Annotated in this window: 15 protein-coding genes; 7 read left to right on the top strand and 8 right to left on the bottom strand. The window is 42.4% G+C overall.

Annotated elements, in window-relative coordinates; genetic code table 11:
* Positions 1-2 precede the first annotated feature (2 nt).
* A complete protein-coding gene (locus tag AB9N12_RS02870) occupies positions 3-896 on the bottom strand; it encodes a 1,4-dihydroxy-2-naphthoate polyprenyltransferase (RefSeq protein ID WP_369889525.1) in 894 nt (297 codons plus the stop codon).
* Between the two features lie 88 nt (positions 897-984).
* On the opposite strand from AB9N12_RS02870, the gene AB9N12_RS02875 reads away from it, so the two are divergent.
* Positions 985-2,076: a metallophosphoesterase gene (locus tag AB9N12_RS02875; RefSeq protein ID WP_369889526.1), complete on the top strand. Its 1,092-nt coding sequence runs from the start codon at positions 985-987 to the stop codon at positions 2,074-2,076.
* A 43-nt stretch (positions 2,077-2,119) separates the two neighbouring features.
* On the opposite strand, the gene nadD is transcribed toward AB9N12_RS02875, so the two are convergent.
* The 7 genes from nadD to AB9N12_RS02910 all read right to left on the bottom strand — a co-directional run bounded on the left by nadD (position 2,120) and on the right by AB9N12_RS02910 (position 12,472).
* Positions 2,120-2,710, bottom strand: coding sequence for a nicotinate (nicotinamide) nucleotide adenylyltransferase (nadD, locus tag AB9N12_RS02880; RefSeq protein ID WP_369889527.1), 591 nt, complete (start codon positions 2,708-2,710; stop codon positions 2,120-2,122).
* 12 nt (positions 2,711-2,722) lie between these two features.
* Positions 2,723-3,289, bottom strand: coding sequence for a guanylate kinase (gene gmk, locus AB9N12_RS02885; RefSeq protein ID WP_369889528.1), 567 nt, complete (start codon positions 3,287-3,289; stop codon positions 2,723-2,725).
* A gap of 51 nt (positions 3,290-3,340) precedes the next feature.
* Positions 3,341-4,219, bottom strand: coding sequence for a YicC/YloC family endoribonuclease (locus tag AB9N12_RS02890; RefSeq protein ID WP_369889530.1), 879 nt, complete (start codon positions 4,217-4,219; stop codon positions 3,341-3,343).
* A 448-nt stretch (positions 4,220-4,667) separates the two neighbouring features.
* Positions 4,668-5,774 carry an OmpA family protein gene (locus AB9N12_RS02895; protein WP_369889532.1) on the bottom strand — a complete coding sequence of 369 codons (1,107 nt, stop codon included), beginning with the start codon at positions 5,772-5,774 and terminating at the stop codon, positions 4,668-4,670.
* A gap of 199 nt (positions 5,775-5,973) precedes the next feature.
* Complete coding sequence (locus tag AB9N12_RS02900) at positions 5,974-9,027, bottom strand: hypothetical protein (protein WP_369889533.1); 3,054 nt, start codon at positions 9,025-9,027, stop codon at positions 5,974-5,976.
* Between the two features lie 503 nt (positions 9,028-9,530).
* On the bottom strand, positions 9,531-10,466 hold the full coding sequence (locus AB9N12_RS02905; protein ID WP_369889535.1) for a tyrosine-type recombinase/integrase: 936 nt from the start codon (positions 10,464-10,466) through the stop codon (positions 9,531-9,533).
* Positions 10,467-10,816: 350 nt separating this feature from the next.
* A complete protein-coding gene (locus AB9N12_RS02910; RefSeq protein ID WP_369889019.1) occupies positions 10,817-12,472 on the bottom strand; it encodes an IS1182 family transposase in 1,656 nt (551 codons plus the stop codon).
* 225 nt (positions 12,473-12,697) lie between these two features.
* Here AB9N12_RS02910 and AB9N12_RS02915 point away from each other — a divergent pair, with 225 nt between their 5' ends.
* From AB9N12_RS02915 to rimM, 6 genes are all read left to right on the top strand, one after another.
* The gene (locus AB9N12_RS02915) at positions 12,698-13,075 is read left to right on the top strand and encodes a hypothetical protein (protein WP_369889012.1); all 378 of its coding nucleotides are present in this window, start codon (positions 12,698-12,700) and stop codon (positions 13,073-13,075) included.
* A gap of 35 nt (positions 13,076-13,110) precedes the next feature.
* Positions 13,111-13,953: an IS3 family transposase gene (locus AB9N12_RS02920; RefSeq protein ID WP_369889013.1), complete on the top strand. Its 843-nt coding sequence runs from the start codon at positions 13,111-13,113 to the stop codon at positions 13,951-13,953.
* A gap of 764 nt (positions 13,954-14,717) precedes the next feature.
* Positions 14,718-15,407: a tRNA (adenosine(37)-N6)-threonylcarbamoyltransferase complex dimerization subunit type 1 TsaB gene (gene tsaB / locus AB9N12_RS02925; RefSeq protein WP_369889537.1), complete on the top strand. Its 690-nt coding sequence runs from the start codon at positions 14,718-14,720 to the stop codon at positions 15,405-15,407.
* 25 nt (positions 15,408-15,432) lie between these two features.
* Positions 15,433-16,044: a DUF4290 domain-containing protein gene (locus tag AB9N12_RS02930; protein WP_369889539.1), complete on the top strand. Its 612-nt coding sequence runs from the start codon at positions 15,433-15,435 to the stop codon at positions 16,042-16,044.
* A gap of 28 nt (positions 16,045-16,072) precedes the next feature.
* Positions 16,073-17,377, top strand: coding sequence for a UDP-N-acetylglucosamine 1-carboxyvinyltransferase (gene murA, locus AB9N12_RS02935; protein ID WP_369889541.1), 1,305 nt, complete (start codon positions 16,073-16,075; stop codon positions 17,375-17,377).
* Positions 17,374-17,916: a ribosome maturation factor RimM gene (rimM, locus tag AB9N12_RS02940; RefSeq protein WP_369889543.1), complete on the top strand. Its 543-nt coding sequence runs from the start codon at positions 17,374-17,376 to the stop codon at positions 17,914-17,916. Before murA ends, rimM begins: the two co-directional genes overlap by 4 nt.
* The last annotated feature ends 19 nt before the right edge of the window (positions 17,917-17,935 follow it).

Genomic DNA, 17,935 nt, shown 5'->3' on the forward strand with positions numbered 1-17,935 from the left:
TTTCAATCTACTATCATTCCTATTGCAATAAGAACACCCATAAGCAGCATATTACGCGAAGTCTCGCCTAATATGCTGTTTAATTTTTTACCGTTGTGTATTTTCACCATCCGTTTCCAAGTAAGCAAGTGAGGGATCAGATAAAGCTGTGGAAGAAAAGCAGCGAAGAAATGACCTTCACGGAGGAAACACAGGCAGAGAAGAGAAGCGGTAACCCCCAGCATCAAATAAAAATAGCGACCGAATTTCTCACCGAAACGAACGATCACTGTCCTCTTTCCACTGCGTGCATCCGCTTCGCGATCACGATAATTATTGACTACCAGCAATGTATCGATAAGCAGTCCACAGACTAAAGAGGCGATAGTGACATCCGGTGTCCACGTCAACGCCTGTACGTAATATGTTCCGCCTACAGGTACAAAACCGAAGAAGACAATCACCAATACATCTCCCCAGCCGTTGTAAGAAAGAGGATAAGGACCAGTGGTATAAAGAAAGGCAAATAACACACAGAGCACTCCTACGATCATCAATTCCCATCCGGCAAAGAAGAGTAACGTGCAACCGATAAGACAAGCAAGAGCAACCGTAATCAGAATCCCGGTTTTCATCGCTTGCGCAGAGATCCATCCCTGCGCACAAGCTCGTTCGGGACCTAACCGGTCTTCCCGGTCTGTTCCTTTGAGGAAGTCGAAAAGGTCATTGATGAAATTAGCGGCAATCTGCATCAAACTTGCAAACAGGCAGCAGATCAGTGCAGGCAACCCATGAAAACATCCGTCCATTGCAGCAAGAGCAGTACCTATCAAGACCGGGGTGATAGCTCCTGTCAACGTTTTGGGACGCGCAGCTAATATCCATGCTTGTAGCGAGTTACGCTTTACTTCTTCCATGCTTTTATATATTATAAAGAGTTTTGACGGACAAAGATACATGATTTTTCGTATCTTTGCACCTCGAAAGACTTCAAACCAAGAGAAAATGAAGAAAACGATCTATCATCCGTTGACGAAGAAAACAATTTACCCTGTTATCCTGTTGACATTGCTTTTGCTGGTTTCTTGTAAATCGAAAAAGAATCTGGTAGCAACCTTGCCACGCCCGGTTTTGAATATCGATTCCGTCCCCAAGGAGATAACAGATACTACCGGCACCATTACCGGAAGGTTCACCCCTCACCATTCGCAACTCAAAGACCTGAACGTCTCGAAAAACAAGAAACATAAACCCAAGAAACAAGAAACCGTTGCCAACGACAAACACTCTGACCGGGTACTTCGTAGTACAAAGATAACCTCTTCGGTAGTCAAACTCTCTTCTGCCTATGCGGGCATAGACCGTATCGTAAACTACGACTTTACCCACCGTGACGTTCCCGAAGCATTTGAAGGTTTCCGCATCGCTTTCATATCCGATTTGCACTATAAGAGCTTATTCAAAGAACAAGGCTTGAACAGCCTCGTCAATCTTCTGACTACTCAAAAGGCAGATGTTCTCTTGATGGGTGGTGATTATCAGGAAGGATGCGAATACGTAGAACCTTTATTCGCCGCACTTTCACGCGTAAAAACACCGATGGGGACTTATGGAGTCATGGGCAATAACGACTACGAACGTTGCCATGACGATATTGTCAATACAATGAAACATTACGGAATGCGCCCGTTAGAACATGAAGTAGATACGCTTCGTAAAGACGGGCAGCAGATCATTATCGCCGGAGTGCGCAATCCTTTCGACCTTGCCCGCAACGGCGTATCACCATCTTTGGCACTTTCTCCCCAAGACTTCGTAATCCTGCTTGTGCATACCCCGGATTACATCGAAGATGTTTCAGTAGCCAACACCGACCTTGCCTTAGCGGGACATACACATGGCGGACAAGTCCGTATCTTTGGAGTTGCTCCGATACTTCCCTCACATTACGGCAATCGTTTCGTAACCGGACTGGCTTATAACTCGGCAAAGATTCCATTGATTGTCACCAATGGCATCGGCACCTCGCAAATGCCAATCCGTATCGGTGCTCCGGCAGAGATAGTAATGATTACTCTCCATAGGCTGACAGAGTAAATACACTTTCTTGCTACCCGTTATATTCCGTCGGATATGTACTTTAACTATTTCTCCAGTCTTTGATTACTTCCCAAACCTTCGGATGCAGAAAATATCGGATATCCTTTCCTGCATCCAAAGCCTCACGGATAAACGTAGAACTGATTTCGAATACAGGGGAGTGGACGAGACGTACCGTTTCCGGCAAATTCTCTTCATTCACGGGAAATCCCGGACGTGGATAAATGATGAGTTGATTCTCCTTGATGATACGTTCCGACTGATACCAACGGTCGAAGCGTGCCCAATTATCCGAACCGATAATAAAATAAAATACACGTTCGGGATACGCTTCGCGCAACTTCTCCAATGTATGTACGCTGTAAGAAGGGCGTGGCAGATGACACTCAAAATCCGAGACTTGGAAACGCGGGTAATCACTGATAGATAACCCGACTAATTGAAGACGAAGTTCGTCACTCCATAACTCAGCCTGCGTTTTTAAAGGATTCTGTGGGCTGACCATAAACCAAATTTCGTCCAATCCCTCGTACTCGCAAAGATAATTGGCTAAAGCGAGATGCCCGATATGAATCGGATTGAATGACCCGCTGAAAATTCCGGTTTTTAGCTTGCTGACTTTTTCCGTCATCCCTCTACTTTGTTATTTTTCCAAGAACTCTTTGATTACTTTCAAAGCTTCCGCTTTAGCAGCTTCCAAGTCGTCATTGACAATCACACAATCGAATTGCGGAGCAAAACCCAATTCGTATTCAGCCTTAGCGATGCGACTTTCAATCACTTCCGGAGCATCCGTTCCGCGTCCTTCCAACCGGCAGCGTAACTCTTCCACCGAAGGCGGCTGGATAAACACCGACAACGCACGGTCACCATAAAACTTCTTGATATTGCATCCCCCTACCACATCAACGTCAAACACGACATTCTGCCCCGCTTCCAATTGCTTTTTCACCTGCGATTTCAACGTTCCGTAATAACGGTCCTTATACACCTCCTCATATTCCAGAAATTCGTTATCCTCAATGCGCCGGCGAAATTCGTCCGGTGTAAGGAAGAAATATTCGACCCCGTGCTGCTCCGTTCCACGTGGAGGACGACTAGTAGCAGAGATAGAAAATGCTAGATTCAAGTGCTGAGTCAGCAGATAATTGATAATAGTAGATTTGCCCGAACCTGACGGAGCAGAGAAAATGATTAGCTTACCGGTCATAAGTTTAATGAAGAATTAAAAAATGAAGAATTAAAAATGACAGATACTGTTTTACATCACGTTCAGCACCTGTTCCTTAATCTGTTCCAATTCATCCTTCATCAGAACTACAATCTTCTGCATTTCAGCATGATTGGACTTACTGCCCAACGTATTGATTTCCCGGCCCATCTCCTGGGCGATAAAACCCAGCTTCTTACCTTGTCCGTTACCGCTTTCCATTGTGCTGATGAAATATTTCAGATGGTTGCTAAGACGCTGTTTTTCTTCGTTGACATCCAATTTTTCGATGTAGTAGATCAGTTCCTGTTCCAGACGATTCTTGTCGTAATCTACGCTTAGCGTCTTTTCGAGCGCATCAGTGATACGTTCTTTCACTTTCTCTACCCGTTCTTTCTCATAAGGAGCGATCTGTTCAAGCAGGTTATTGATGTTGGCAATCTTCTCACGGAACTTCTTCTCCAACGCAGCCCCCTCCTGTCTGCGGAAATCCACCAGATAATCGATAGCTTCAAGCACGGTGGTATGCACCGTTTTCCATTCCTCTTCGGTCAGTTCCTGAACTTCTGTTTTCGTCATCACGTCCGGCATACGAAGCAACGTCTGGAACCAGTCTGCAGGAACAGGAATACCCAGATTCTGTGAAATCTCTAAAATCTGTTTGTAGTAGCCTTCCACCAACGCCTGATTGATAGGAGTCGCATTTTCCACCGCTTCTTTCTTCTCTATCCACAGGCTGAAATCAACCTTTCCACGTTCCAGAACTTTAGAAATCTCATTACGGATTTCAATCTCTTTTTCACGATACACCGGAGCGATGCGAGTGGACAAATCCATAGCCTTGCTGTTAAGCGACTTGATTTCTACATTTATTTTTTTATCAGGAAGTTCGGCCGTAGCTTTGCCGTATCCTGTCATAGACTGTATCATAACCTTAAAGTTTTGTGCAAAAGTACACGAATATTTCAAGAATTGGAAATAATCATGCAAATTTGTATGCATATTTGATTATATACCAATTGCAAATATAATTATTTCAAATGATACATTTTAATAATGGCTGTGATAAAAGACTGATTGACAGTGAAGCAGTCCAGCATAAATAAAAAAGAGGATGCCTGTGGGAAAAGGACGGCATCCTCTAACCGGAAATAGCTTATGGAAAGGTGTACTTTCACAAGCACGACCTATCCCACTATTCCCTAATTAATCTTCATCTTTAAATGAAGAAAGGGTTGATCACAGAAGTACGGGCTTTCACAAGTGCGTACTCCTTAAAGTTTCTCAATGCGAGAGTACTTTATATAAAGATATATTATAAAGCAATGGGGAAAACTCTCACATGAGAAGGGGTATTATTGTTTATTCTTATTCCTGTCTACTCAGCAATACAAATACTTACCCGATTTTCTTCAGAAGTATGATACGGCTGAACTGTATCACCTTTATAATCAACAGTGATTCTATCAGCAGCAATGCCTTTTGCCTTCAAAGCTTCGGCTACATTATTTGCACGTTTTTCGGACAATTCATGATTGATTTTAGTATTGCCCGTTTCAACATCGGCATAGCCGGTCACGCTCACCTTAGCTGTAGGATGCTTCTCCAAGTACTCAACCAAAGAAAGAATCTTAGCTTGCTGATCCTCCTGAATCTTTGCAGAGTTGATGGCAAAGAAGATATTTTGTTTCATCGGTTCTACTACTATTGCCGGTTCCGGTTTCGGCTGTGGCTTTTCTACCACAGGTTGAGGTTTCGGTTGTTCCACTACCGGTTCCGGTTCGTAATAAACAGGGGCAGTTTTAGTGTAACTCTTACCCAGTTTGATGCTCACACCTACCAAAGCATTGAACTGCCAGTCACAGTTACCAGCCTTTTTGGAATTGAATTTGTCGGAAAGAACGTTTGCATTTCCTTCGATATTGATAGACAAACGGTCATTCAGACGAAGGTCACAACCCAGTCCGAAACGACCTGTGGGGAGAATTTTGCCTTCCTGCCATAGGTATTCAAGTTCATAAGTTTTTGTATCCAGTGTATTCGCCTCGTCATTATCAAAGCCACGATTCAATCCTACACCGCCAAAAATATATCCGTTGAATACACGTTTCGGATTAAAACCACAAAATAAAGTACTGAGATCTGCCATGATATCCAGATTACCTTGCAGATATTTATACTTGTATGTTTGTTCCGGAGTTACCCAGCCTCCTTTTGCCTGCCAACCGCTGACACCGATACGTGCACCGAATGCCGGAGCGAACTTATAACCCACATTCAGAGCAGCTGCCGGAGAAATCAGATCGGTAAATTTTGCTTCACCTACGGTATGGGCTGCTCCTACTTGTACTTGAATGAACCAATGTGGTTTGAAAGTGATCTTGCTTTCTTCCTTGATACGTAAAGATTGAGATTCGCCCTGTCCAAAAGTAGCCACCGTACTCAAACACAGAACAGTCAGGAGCAAATTTCTTTTTAGTTTCATCTCGTTCGTTATATTTATATTATATATTAACATTTGTTAAAAAAGGAGAACGTGTCCTTCTTGTCACACTCTCCTTTTCCACACTTATATTTTCTCACATTAATGAGAATGCCACCTCTTTTTTACAGTATTAGCTACATTAAAAATAGAGAGTAAGAGGTTATGCATAAATCACAACCTCATTACTTTTTAGACCAAATTATTTTGTAGCTTTAACCTGTACTTCAATTGTTTCCTCGATAGTACCCCATGTGTAGGTAATAGTCAAAGGAATGTAAAGCTTGTAGTCTTTAATCTCAACTCTGCTACTCTTGATATAAGATACAGTACCAAAGTCAGGAACAGCAGTTACCTCAGTAGTAGTATAAGTAACACCCTTAGGAATGATTGTTATAATCTGACTAGCCAATTCAGAGCCAAATGCTTCCTTCAGTGTTTTTCTTGTTCCAGTCCAGTCTGTTTCAACTACATCTGCTATATTCCCCTTACATTCAATCTTAGTTACACCATAATATCTATAGTAATCCAAATTAGCAGCGAAACTATTCAGCGGAGCATCTTTTCTCCAGTCTGTAAAGGTAACAAGTTCACCCAAATTCAAAGTGTTATCAGGATCACCTTCGTTCAAACCGTCAGTAAAGAACTTGCTCGCATCAGAAGATACATTAACCGGACGGATAAAGGCAAGGTTGAATTCACCGTTAGTAACAGGAACTGACATGTCACAACCATTTTCATAAACGATGTCCATAACTGCAGAGAAGCTATTATCACCGCGGGCTTCTTTATTCAACAGATTCTTAGCAACAGCGGTATTTGCAAATGTAACATCATTATTATTAGCATCAGACAAGCTTGCTACCAAATTATCCGCAGCTATTGCAGCAGTAACAGCAGTACCGGTCAAGTCTTTACCAACAGCATGCAATTCAGTCTTGTCAACGTTCAACGCCAATTGATATTGTGTACCATCAACACCTGTTACCAAACCACGTGTAGCTTTCAAGTTCTTTTCAGAGAATACGAATGTATACTCCATCTTATCAGCTGTGAAGCTCGGGAATTTTTCAGCATCAAATGAGCTGGAATAATCGAACTGAACTTCACCGCCTACGAAGAGTTCATTCAAATCACCGATAATCTGCGTTGTGTTAGTAGCACCAGGAGTCTGACAATAGATAGAAGCAGTATTACCATTCCAAGCATTTGGCGCTTTCTCTTTAGCAGTTGCAGTAAAGTTGATAGGATCTACTTTTACAACATGCTTGATAGCAACATATTTCGGATACATTCCACCATTTGCAATAGAAACGACAACATCAGCATCTGTTGTTTTCTCATATACAGCATAAGCCACATAAGTTTTAGCCTCCAACGGTGCAGTTGTCAATTCGAATTTAGCTCCGCGGTTAGCCTTATTATCACCAGCTGTCAGGATTTCTGTTACATTCCAAGTACCTACGTTATCAAATCCAACAACAGGAGCAGCAGCATATTCATAGAGTGTATGGAATTGTTCTTTACTCAATGCTGTCAATTTTTCATTTGTACTGAATGTATATACCTGAGTACTCATGAACTCATCATTAGTTGACCAAGTGTAAGCAGGATTGTTGCAATCAATGCCGATAGTAGCATTTTCAGTGATAGTGATATCCAGTTCCGGTTTAGCAGCGGCGTCACCCACAATCAGTAATTTGATATAGGCAGCAGCAACGATTGCATTTCCATTATGTGAATCTGTCAATTTAGCCAGTACCATCGGAGCTTTACCAATACAGCTTTCATTCACATTACCGTAATTTACAGCCTTGAATGTTACACCATCTAAGCTCATATAGCGCTCTTGCGGAGTTTCATTAACTTTATAAGCAACAGCTTCAAAAGACAATGTGAGATCAGGATACTTAGTATAGTCAAAGAACTTATGACCAGTAGCATCCTTTACATTACATGCAGAAACAAGTTCTGTCAAGTTGATACCAGCAATAGCCTCAGAATAAGTAACATTCTGAACTAAAGCAGCATTTCCTGTCATCGGCATATTCTTATCATCAATCTTAGCCACCTGAGCTTCAGCATCAGCCTTGGTAATAGCAAAGTGATTAACATCATCTCCCGGATTAGTGGCTGTTACAGCTTTATCAGTCAAGACAACATCAATCTCAGCATCTTTGTTGATAACACCTACATATTCAGTGGTAACTTTATTTTTTGCAGTTGTCTCAAACTGGAAAGCAATCATATCCAATTTATTTGCATCATCTTCAAATAAAGCTGGGTCAGCTTCCAAAGACACAGTCATTATACCATTTTCTATTGTAGTTTTCTTCCAGTCAATAAATACACCCGGAGTTCTTGTTACCTGTTCTGCAGTCTGTTTCAAAATCTGAGCTTTACCTTCTTCTGTCAATTGAGCAAGCGTAGCACTTGACGGATTAACTCGATATTGAGGAGTAGCTACATTTGACATATATAAAATAGCAGTTGCAGATGTTTTAACTTCGTTGTCTACAATCGTTTTCTGTTTGTATGAGTTTTCTTCAAACACAATTACTCTTTCACCCCATCCGGCCAAAATCTTCGTTGGAATATATTCAAAGCTTGTGATTGGCAGTACATCCTGAATAAGCAACTTAGTTGAGAGAGGTTGATTATCTACTAAGATTTCCCATCCTACTACAACACCAGTCTCATCTTTATACTGAACAACACTTACAGTCGTTTTATCATGTTGCGGTTGTTTTGGAACAGCTACTCCTGTTTTAGTAGAGTTTTCTTTATCATCCTTTGTTCCATACCACATCACACCTTCTGAGTCCATCCAGAACTTAGTAGGATCTAATTTAGTGTCTTGAGTTACTGTATCGTTATCAGTGATTGTAAATGTCTTAACGATCTTAGAATTGTCAGATCCTGTCAGAGTAACAGTAACAGTAGTCACATTTCCTTCTCTACTACTAGTTACATCCAAAGTGTATGTAGTATTCGTATCCTTATCAGGAACCGTATAAGTAGTAGGAGTCCCTGATTGATCTGTTACTGTCAATACACCATTAGCAAAGGATACCGATTTCACATAAGCCAACGCTCCGAACTTGGTGTTCAAGTCAGCTAATGTTTTTTCGACTGCATCCACACGTTCGCTTAGACCATTGATGTCGTCATCGTAGTCTTTACAAGATGTAAATGTGCCTGTCGAAGACGCTAATAAAGCTCCAAACAGGACTGCATTTAAAAACTTTTTGTTCATAATAAAAAAAACTTTTAATTTATAAATTAAATAATAGAAATATAGTCTCTCGATGTCGATTCAACAATCTCATGTAATTTCCCTTTCATTTATTATTTTCATTTACTATATAACCTCCTTTTCTTATTTATTTTACCTATGTTCATCCCCCGGCAGGAGACGAGCTGAAATAGACTCCCAATGCATTAAACCCGTTACTTTGTAGGTAACGGGAAAACCTTTGTGCCTGCTCTTTGGGAGTAGTCTATACTGGAAAATACCACGATATATAACGAATCTTCTAACCCCTGCTTATCAGAAAAAGTAGAGGGGAGGGGAATCTATTGCAAAATTTAGACGTTGACACCGTTCTAAGACAAAGAATCCACGTGTTCTTCTATGTTTGTTCCTTTTTTAAGTAATTTATTGGAAAAAATGTACGATTTCGTTTGGATGTTTTAATAAATATACTCATCTTTGCACCGATATTTAATTCCGTTACCTACAAAGTAACGGGCTATTTATCAACAAATTGCAATGCTAACTGTACGATTTATAAAATCGATTACCCGTCTATTGGCCTCATCTATTTTCTTATCCCTGAAAGGCTTCAAATAGGTTTCGGTCACACTAATGGAAGAGTGACCCATCGCTTCGGAAATAATTCCCGGATGAATCTCACAATAATAGGCTGTCGTAGCCCAAGTATGGCGGGCGGTATATGAACTTAATCTATCACTTAACCCTAGTATTTTCCCAAGTAACATCAGTTGTCTGTTAAAATTACGAAGCGCCAGTTGGTATTCCCGATAGGCTTCCTTTGTTCCTTCACGACTACTTAGTATGGGAAATAAATAGGGAGATGAGCTGTCGCGACTCATATACTTTTTTAATATCCCCATTGCTTCCGGTGTTACAGTTACTGCTAAAGGACGTCCTGTTTTGCGCCTGCGATAAGTGATTATATTATCATGCAAGTCGCTTTTACGTAGGTAAGCTAAATCGACAAACGGCAGTCCACGTAATAAAAACATTAGAACAAACAGTTCTCTGGCCCGCTGCATGTCAGGAGTTACGGCGGACATTTGCATTTTAGTGAACATTTTTTTCATGTCTTCCATTTCCAGTGAGCGTTTGCGATCAGCACGTGTACCCGTATAAACCGCACGGAACAAATGAGGTACATACGGTGCCATACGATTGTCGACTGCTCGATTATAAACGGCACGAAACGTTCTCAAATAAGTGGAAACTGTGTTCCAACTACAACCACGGCTACGAAGGTGAATCTCGAAGCCTTTTAACCACTTTGGAGTTACTTCATGAAATGCAAAGTCCTCTTTCCCACGATAAGCAACAATAGCATTGAGACTGCTACGATAAACGTGCGCAGTACCAAAGTTTCCCCCCATATGTAGCCCGTCGGCTACCTGTTTCATAAATGCTACTACTTTTAACATCTTACTTGTTATTAAAAAATTATGCTATAAATATAACAGGTTTTGAACTAAATACGATACTCTATCTAAATTATAAGCGCTCTAACACACGGCTCTTCCCATTTAAACCTGTTTTGTTCTCTCTTATAGGTCACAGCCGACGCCATGTCAATGCAGAAAGACATCATACCGGGAGTTCTTCTTTATGTTTGAAAAGCACAAAACATCTGCCATCTGCAACAAAGTCATGCTAAATCGATGAATATAAGAGACTTATGCTGTTGCAGATACCTGTTGCAGATAGAAGGTGTGTCGTAATGAACGATACGCCTTCTTTTTTTCATCACCTATAAAGAATCAGTAAACCTTCTTCAAGCTGCGCTCTTTTGAAGATTTGTTTGATAAATGTGTTCCCCCCATCTGAAAAGAGCGGGTACAAGTTTATAAAACAGTTTAATCATCCAGTCTATACCTTCTTTTCTCATTTTTGCACACATCTTTTTTATATTGAAGGCAATGGCCAAGAATGCGAAGTCCATAAAGACCTTCTCCTTTCCAAAATGGCGGAAGCGTTTGTAGTTCATATTATATTTTATTTGCCCGAACACAGCTTCCGGTTCTATACATCTTTGCCCTCTGTGTTTCAGTCCTTCTTCGGAACATAGTAATTCTTTGGCTTTCTGCCTGTATTTCCTGAGTCTGTGATTCAGTTCTATTGTCCTGTTTCCCTTTGCCTTAAAACATAGACATCTCAACGGACACCCTTCACATCTGACGGCTCTGTACCTGGCATTTTCGCTTACATATCCGGATGCAGTTTTCACATGCCCGGTTCCTGTCCTCCGCATCTTTTGTCCCATGGGGCAGATGCAATAGTCATGTTCTTCATTGTAATAGAAGTTTTCGGCCTTGAACGGATTCGGTTTGAATCCGGGTCGCTGTTCCATGTGGAAGTAGTTGTATTTGACGTAGGCTTCCATATCGTTTTCAGACATGAAACGGTAATTTTCCTCAGAACCATATCCGGAGTCGGCAACCACCATATGGGCCAATCTGTCGTATCTGCCTGAAAAGGATTGCAGGAAAGGTATCATGGTCAGTGTATCCGTAGGATTGGAGAAAAGAGCGAAGTCGGTAATGAATTGGTTCTCGGTACCGATCTGAAGGTTGTAGCCGGGTTTTGTCTGCCCGTTACGCATGGCGTCCTCCTTCATCCTCATAAAAGTGGCATCCTTGTCTGTCTTGGAATAGGAGTTGCGAGCTTGCAGATTTTCCAGATGACCGTCGTATTCCTGCAGTTTATCTCTGTGTTCTTCCAGCTCCTTGAGCTGTTTGCGTTTCTTTTTCAGTGCAGTCTTTTCCTCTTTCGTGCAAGGATCGGGAGCCTGTGCAAGTGCATTACGTAATTCTCCCGCCATTTCGGTCAGCATAGTCGGAGTAAACTCTATCCCCTCATTGGTCTCTGATGATTTCTCCTGAGCGATGAACTCGTCTATCTGACCTAATAGTACATGTATTTTCTTCATCAGGCGTTCACGGTTCCGTTCGACCGTTTTTCTCCAGACGAAAGTGTACTTGTTTGCCTTGGATTCGATTTTTGTACCGTCAATGTATTCCACATTCAGGCTGATGAAACCTTTGGAAGAAAGCAGAAGTACGGTTTGGGTAAACACCTCGTTGATTTCCTTCTTCACCCGGTTGCGGAATCGGTTGATGGTAATGAAATCCGGTTTCTCGTATCCGGCCAGCCATATATAATGGATATCACGATGGAGTAGCTTTTCTATTTTCCGGCAGGAGTAGATGTTGTTCATGTAGGCATACAGAATAACCTTGAGCATCATTCGGGGATGGTAAGCACTACGGCCGCATTCCTTGTATAACTTTCTGAAACCTTCAAGATTCAGGCTTTCAACCAGAACGTCAACCATGCGAACCGGATCGTTTTCTGCAATATCCTCATCGATTCTCTCAGGAAAAAGCACTGTTTGGTTGGGAATGTAAGGACGAAAATGTATCTTTGTCATAGTATGAAATATTATGCTTAAAGATACAAAATCTTTAGGTAATAACAAAGCCCCTGCTTGTGAAAGTCGGGGCTTTGGGCAAAAAAAAGAAGGTGCACATTTTGACACACCTTCATACCATTCAAATACCGGATTTGCACGGTTTGCCTACACCCGTACTATGTAGTGCATGTCTTATACGGATTTAGGTTGACACCTTTTTAGAGACATAAAAAAAGAAAAATTATGTCTAAATTATCTCGTAAGATTTATTCTGAGACTTTCAAATTGGAAGTTCTCCGTGATTACTTCAGTAGCGGTTTGTCAATGTTTGCTACTGCCAAGAAATGGGGTTTACCCAACCATACTTATATTCTGCGTTGGCAAAAGTGTTATGCAATTGATTCGGATTCCTTATCTTTGTCCCCCGAACTTCTGTCAGATCTTCAAATGAAAAAGAATCCAAAATCAAAATCTAAAGAAGAACTTCTTGAAGCGGAAAATTTGCGTCTGAGAAAGGCTTTGGAACTTGAAAAACTTCGTTCCCATGCCTTTGAAAGACTGATTGAACTCACAGAAAGAGAAGAAGGGATTTCCATCTTAAAAAAAGATGGTGCCAAATAGTCACCGGCCTTCGTGAAGAGTTTCCTCACATCAGTGTGAAAACCCTTTGCGGACTGTTTGGCATGTCTTCCCAGGCCTATTACAAAAAGAAAAAAAATCTTTTGTCGCGTCATCAGATCAGAACAGCCATCTTGGATGCCGTCTTCTTCTACCGCTCAAAGGCTCCGGGCATCGGTGGTTTGAAATTATACCATGAGCTCCGCTCCCTTTATGGAAGCGAGATAACCGGAGGGCGGGATGCCTTCCTTCATCTGCTGCGTTCGGAACGCCTTATGCTGCCCCCGAAGAAACCCAGGCATACGACGGACTCCCACCATCTTTACAAGAAGTATCCGAATCTGATCAAGGGGGTAACGGCACAATACCCGAACCATATCTGGGTATGTGACATCACTTACATCTGGATTGAAGGTGGCGTATGCTACCTCCATCTTGTAACGGACATGTACTCACATGCCGTTTTAGGATGGGTGCTCTCTCCCAGTTTGCATGCCGAATATACGCTACAGGCACTGGAACAGGCCATCAATGAGGCCGGAGGTGGCAATCTTTGCGGCACAATCCACCATTCCGACCGGGGGGTACAGTATGCCTGCGATGCCTATATCGACACACTGGTCACTCATCATATACGTGTGAGCATGACTGAAGATTACAACCCGACGGACAATGCGGTAGCAGAAAGGATGAATGGCATCCTGAAAACGGAATGGATATACGGCATGTCGCTGTTCAGGGATAAAGAGATGGCACGGGAGCAGATTACGCGAATGATTGACTTCTATAATAATGGACGACCACATATGAGCATAGGTATGAAAAAACCCATGGACGTATATCATGGAGAGGTGCCGGGAAAATCATTGTGGAAAAAATAAGGTTCCATATGATAAATAAATACTATATTTGCGATACCGAGAGCCCGAGCACACTCAGATTTGTCCATTGTTTTTACGTATGACAACTATCTTAGGAGCAAAGGGAAGAAACTAACAACTGTTTTAGTTATGAATAACAGAATGTGACAACTTATTTAGTAACTAGCCTCTAAAAGTGACAACCATTTCTAGTATAAGTCAGCAAACAAGTGTTCCACCGTGTTGAAACAAAGTGTTTAGCACCTTGAAACAAAGTGTTCCACCATATTGAAACAAAGTGTTCCACCATATTGAAACAAAGTGTTCACCGTGTTGAAACAAAGTGTTCCACCGTATTGAAACAAAGTGTTTACCGTGTTGAAACAAAGTGTTTACCGTGTTGAAACAGAGTGGTTCGCTGAAGTAACAAATACAATAGCAAAGCATACGAGTTTACTTGTGAGATTGAAAGAGTAGTTTATCATGTTGTCAGACCATCATGAGCTAAAACAGATATGTTGCAGATACTTGACCTGCAACATATCTGCAACAGGTATCTGCAACGACATAAGCCATTATATTTCAATTAGATACAACGAAATTGTTGCAGATGGCAGATAATTACCATAAATATATTCTTTTGTGTAGGAATCGAATGTAGGTTCCTCCATTATTCCTTTCTGAAGGAAAAATCTACGAACACCCCTTCTGAGAATATCTACGCAAATATTAGGTAGTTTCCGACAAATCATGTAAATTTGCGACAATTTAATAAGCTGATTTTTATGTCGTGTATACTGAATATCGAAACCTCTACCTCTGTTTGCTCGGTAGCGGCTAGTCAAGACGGACAGACGATTTTTGTGAAAGAAGACTTGAAAGGACCTTCACACGCCGTTTCTTTAGGAGTTTTTGTAGATGAGGCATTATCGTTCATAGACAGTCATGCCATCCCCTTGGACGCAGTTGCAGTGAGCTGCGGACCGGGCTCGTACACCGGACTCCGAATCGGGGTTTCTATGGCGAAAGGAGTTTGTTACGGGCGCAATATCCCCTTGATTGGCATCCCGACATTGGAAATATTAAGCGTTCCGGTGTTATTATATCATGACCTGCCCACAAACGCTTTGCTTTGTCCGATGATCGACGCCCGCCGTATGGAAGTATACGCAGCCATCTATGACCGACGACTACAGGTGAAACGTGCAGTTGCCGCCGACATCGTAGATGAAAACTCTTATCTGGAGTACCTGAACGAGCAGCCGGTTTATTTCTTTGGAAACGGGGCCGATAAATGCCGCGAACAGATCAGGCATCCGAACGCGCATTTTATCGACAATATCCACCCGTTGGCTAAAATGATGTTCCCGCTGGCAGAAAAAGCAATGGCCGAGGAAGACTATAAAGACGTGGCTTACTTCGAACCTTTCTACTTGAAAGAATTCGTAGCCTCCATGCCGAAGAAACTTCTTTAATTTTTAATTTTTTTATTGTCACAAGATGCAATACAATACTCAACAGAAAAGAATGCCGCTTCCCGAATACGGACGTAGCATCCAAAACATGGTAGATTATGCGTTGACCATTCAGGATCGTGCAGAACGTCAACGTTGTGCCAACACCATCATTAACATTATGGGAAATATGTTTCCTCATTTGCGTGATGTACCCGATTTCAAGCACAAGCTTTGGGACCACCTGGCTATCATGTCCGGTTTTAAGCTGGATATTGACTACCCGTATGAAATCATCCGCAAGGACAATCTGGTAACCCGTCCGGACCATATCCCCTACTCCAATACCCGTATGCGTTACCGTCACTACGGACATACACTGGAAGTACTGATAAAGAAAGCTATCGAATTTCCCGAAGGAAACGAAAAGAGAAATTTGATCGCCCTCATCTGCAATCACATGAAGAAGGATTACCTGGCATGGAACAAAGATACAGTGGACGAAAAGAAGATTGCCGAGGATCTGTACGAACTTTCCAACGGGAAACTCCAAATGACTGACGATATCGTCCGGCTGATGGCAGAACGCCTGAACCAGAACTACCGCCCGAAGATGAACTATACCAACAATCGTCAGAACAATAAGAGAAGATACTAAACACTTTATACTTAATACTCAAAAATCAATGGCTTCATTTGTAATCGAAGGAGGACATCGGCTCTGCGGAGAAATTCACCCGCAAGGAGCTAAAAACGAAGTTTTGCAGATAATCTGTGCCACATTGCTGACTGCGGAGGAAGTAACGGTGAACAATATACCTGACATTCTTGATGTCAACAACCTGATTCAGCTCTTGCGGGAGATGGGAGTGACGGTTGCAAAGAACGGCCTTGATTCTTATAGTTTTAAAGCAGAAAATATAAACCTGGCTTATCTGGAAAGCGATGATTTCTTGAAGAAATGTTCCAGTCTGCGAGGCTCTGTGATGCTTATAGGTCCCATGGTGGCACGTTTCGGCAAGGCATTGATTTCCAAGCCGGGAGGAGATAAAATCGGTCGACGCCGTCTGGACACTCACTTTGTAGGTATTCAGAATTTAGGGGCGGACTTCCGCTACGATGAAGAACGGGGTATTTACGAAATAACAGCCGACAGACTTCAAGGAAGCTATATGCTACTGGATGAAGCATCCGTCACCGGAACAGCCAACATCGTCATGGCTGCCGCGCTTGCTAAAGGTACGACCACTATTTATAACGCTGCCTGCGAGCCTTACGTGCAACAACTCTGCCGGTTACTCAACCGGATGGGAGCCAAAATCAGCGGCATCGCCTCCAATCTGCTCACCATCCAAGGTGTGGAAAAACTGCATGGCACACAACACACCGTACTGCCCGATATGATTGAGGTGGGCAGTTTCATCGGTATGGCGGCAATGACGAAAAGCGAAATTACCATCAAGAACGTTTCTTACGAGAATCTTGGCATCATCCCCGAGAGCTTCCGTCGTCTGGGCATCAAGCTCGAACAGAGAGGAGATGATATTTATGTTCCTGCACAGGAGACATACCAGATAGAATCATTTATTGACGGCTCCATCATGACGATAGCCGATGCCACCTGGCCGGGACTGACTCCCGACTTGCTAAGTGTGATGCTCGTGGTAGCCACACAAGCCAAAGGCAGCGTACTGATCCATCAGAAAATGTTCGAAAGCCGCCTGTTCTTTGTCGATAAACTGATCGACATGGGAGCACAGATCATTCTCTGTGACCCTCACCGTGCTGTAGTCATCGGACATAACCACGGCTTCAAGCTGCGCGGTACCCGTCTGACCTCACCGGATATACGTGCCGGTATCGCCCTTCTGATTGCTGCCATGAGCGCTGAAGGAACCAGTACCATTAGTAACATCGAACAGATAGACCGTGGCTATCAGAACATCGAAGGACGTCTGAACGCTATCGGAGCCAGAATCACCCGGATATGATAAAGAAAGAAGAAGTATATAAGATAGGATTATTCAACAAGCCGCACGGCATTCACGGCGAATTACAGTTTACCTTCACGGACGATATTTTCGATCGTGTCGACTGTGATTATCTGATATGCCTGCTCGATGGCATCTTCGTGCCTTTCTTCATCGAAGAATACCGCTTCCGTTCAGACTCCACCGCCTTGGTGAAGCTGGAAGGAATCGACAGTGCTGAACGTGCCCGAATATTCACCAACATTGAAGTCTACTTCCCCGTGAAATACGCGGAAGAAGCGGAAGACGGTGAGCTGTCTTGGAACTTCTTCATCGGTTTTCAGATGGAAGATATCCATCACGGATTTCTAGGAGAAGTAATAGATATAGATACTACTACGGTAAACACTCTTTTTGTGATTGAAGGAGCAGAAGAAGAGGAACTACTGGTTCCTGCACAAAAGGAACTTATCGTAGGTATAGACCCAAAAAAGAAACTCATCACCATGGAACTTCCCGAAGGGTTGCTCCATCTGAAGGAATTGGAACCCAAAAGATAACATGAGGCTTTAATTTTAA

It is taken from the genome of Bacteroides sp. AN502(2024) (assembly GCF_041227145.1).
Classification (GTDB): Bacteria; Bacteroidota; Bacteroidia; order Bacteroidales; family Bacteroidaceae; genus Bacteroides.

Excerpts from the sequence above, each read along its gene's own strand:
- AB9N12_RS02870 (WP_369889525.1), bottom strand. The coding sequence starts at position 896 with ATGGAAGAAGTAAAGCGTAACTCGCTACAAGCATGGATATTAGCTGCG.
- AB9N12_RS02875 (WP_369889526.1), top strand. The coding sequence starts at position 985 with ATGAAGAAAACGATCTATCATCCGTTGACGAAGAAAACAATTTACCCT.
- nadD (WP_369889527.1), bottom strand. The coding sequence starts at position 2,710 with ATGACGGAAAAAGTCAGCAAGCTAAAAACCGGAATTTTCAGCGGGTCA.
- gmk (WP_369889528.1), bottom strand. The coding sequence starts at position 3,289 with ATGACCGGTAAGCTAATCATTTTCTCTGCTCCGTCAGGTTCGGGCAAA.
- AB9N12_RS02890 (WP_369889530.1), bottom strand. The coding sequence starts at position 4,219 with ATGATACAGTCTATGACAGGATACGGCAAAGCTACGGCCGAACTTCCT.
- AB9N12_RS02895 (WP_369889532.1), bottom strand. The coding sequence starts at position 5,774 with ATGAAACTAAAAAGAAATTTGCTCCTGACTGTTCTGTGTTTGAGTACG.
- AB9N12_RS02900 (WP_369889533.1), bottom strand. The coding sequence starts at position 9,027 with ATGAACAAAAAGTTTTTAAATGCAGTCCTGTTTGGAGCTTTATTAGCG.
- AB9N12_RS02905 (WP_369889535.1), bottom strand. The coding sequence starts at position 10,466 with ATGTTAAAAGTAGTAGCATTTATGAAACAGGTAGCCGACGGGCTACAT.
- AB9N12_RS02910 (WP_369889019.1), bottom strand. The coding sequence starts at position 12,472 with ATGACAAAGATACATTTTCGTCCTTACATTCCCAACCAAACAGTGCTT.
- AB9N12_RS02915 (WP_369889012.1), top strand. The coding sequence starts at position 12,698 with ATGTCTAAATTATCTCGTAAGATTTATTCTGAGACTTTCAAATTGGAA.
- tsaB (WP_369889537.1), top strand. The coding sequence starts at position 14,718 with ATGTCGTGTATACTGAATATCGAAACCTCTACCTCTGTTTGCTCGGTA.
- AB9N12_RS02930 (WP_369889539.1), top strand. The coding sequence starts at position 15,433 with ATGCAATACAATACTCAACAGAAAAGAATGCCGCTTCCCGAATACGGA.
- murA (WP_369889541.1), top strand. The coding sequence starts at position 16,073 with ATGGCTTCATTTGTAATCGAAGGAGGACATCGGCTCTGCGGAGAAATT.
- rimM (WP_369889543.1), top strand. The coding sequence starts at position 17,374 with ATGATAAAGAAAGAAGAAGTATATAAGATAGGATTATTCAACAAGCCG.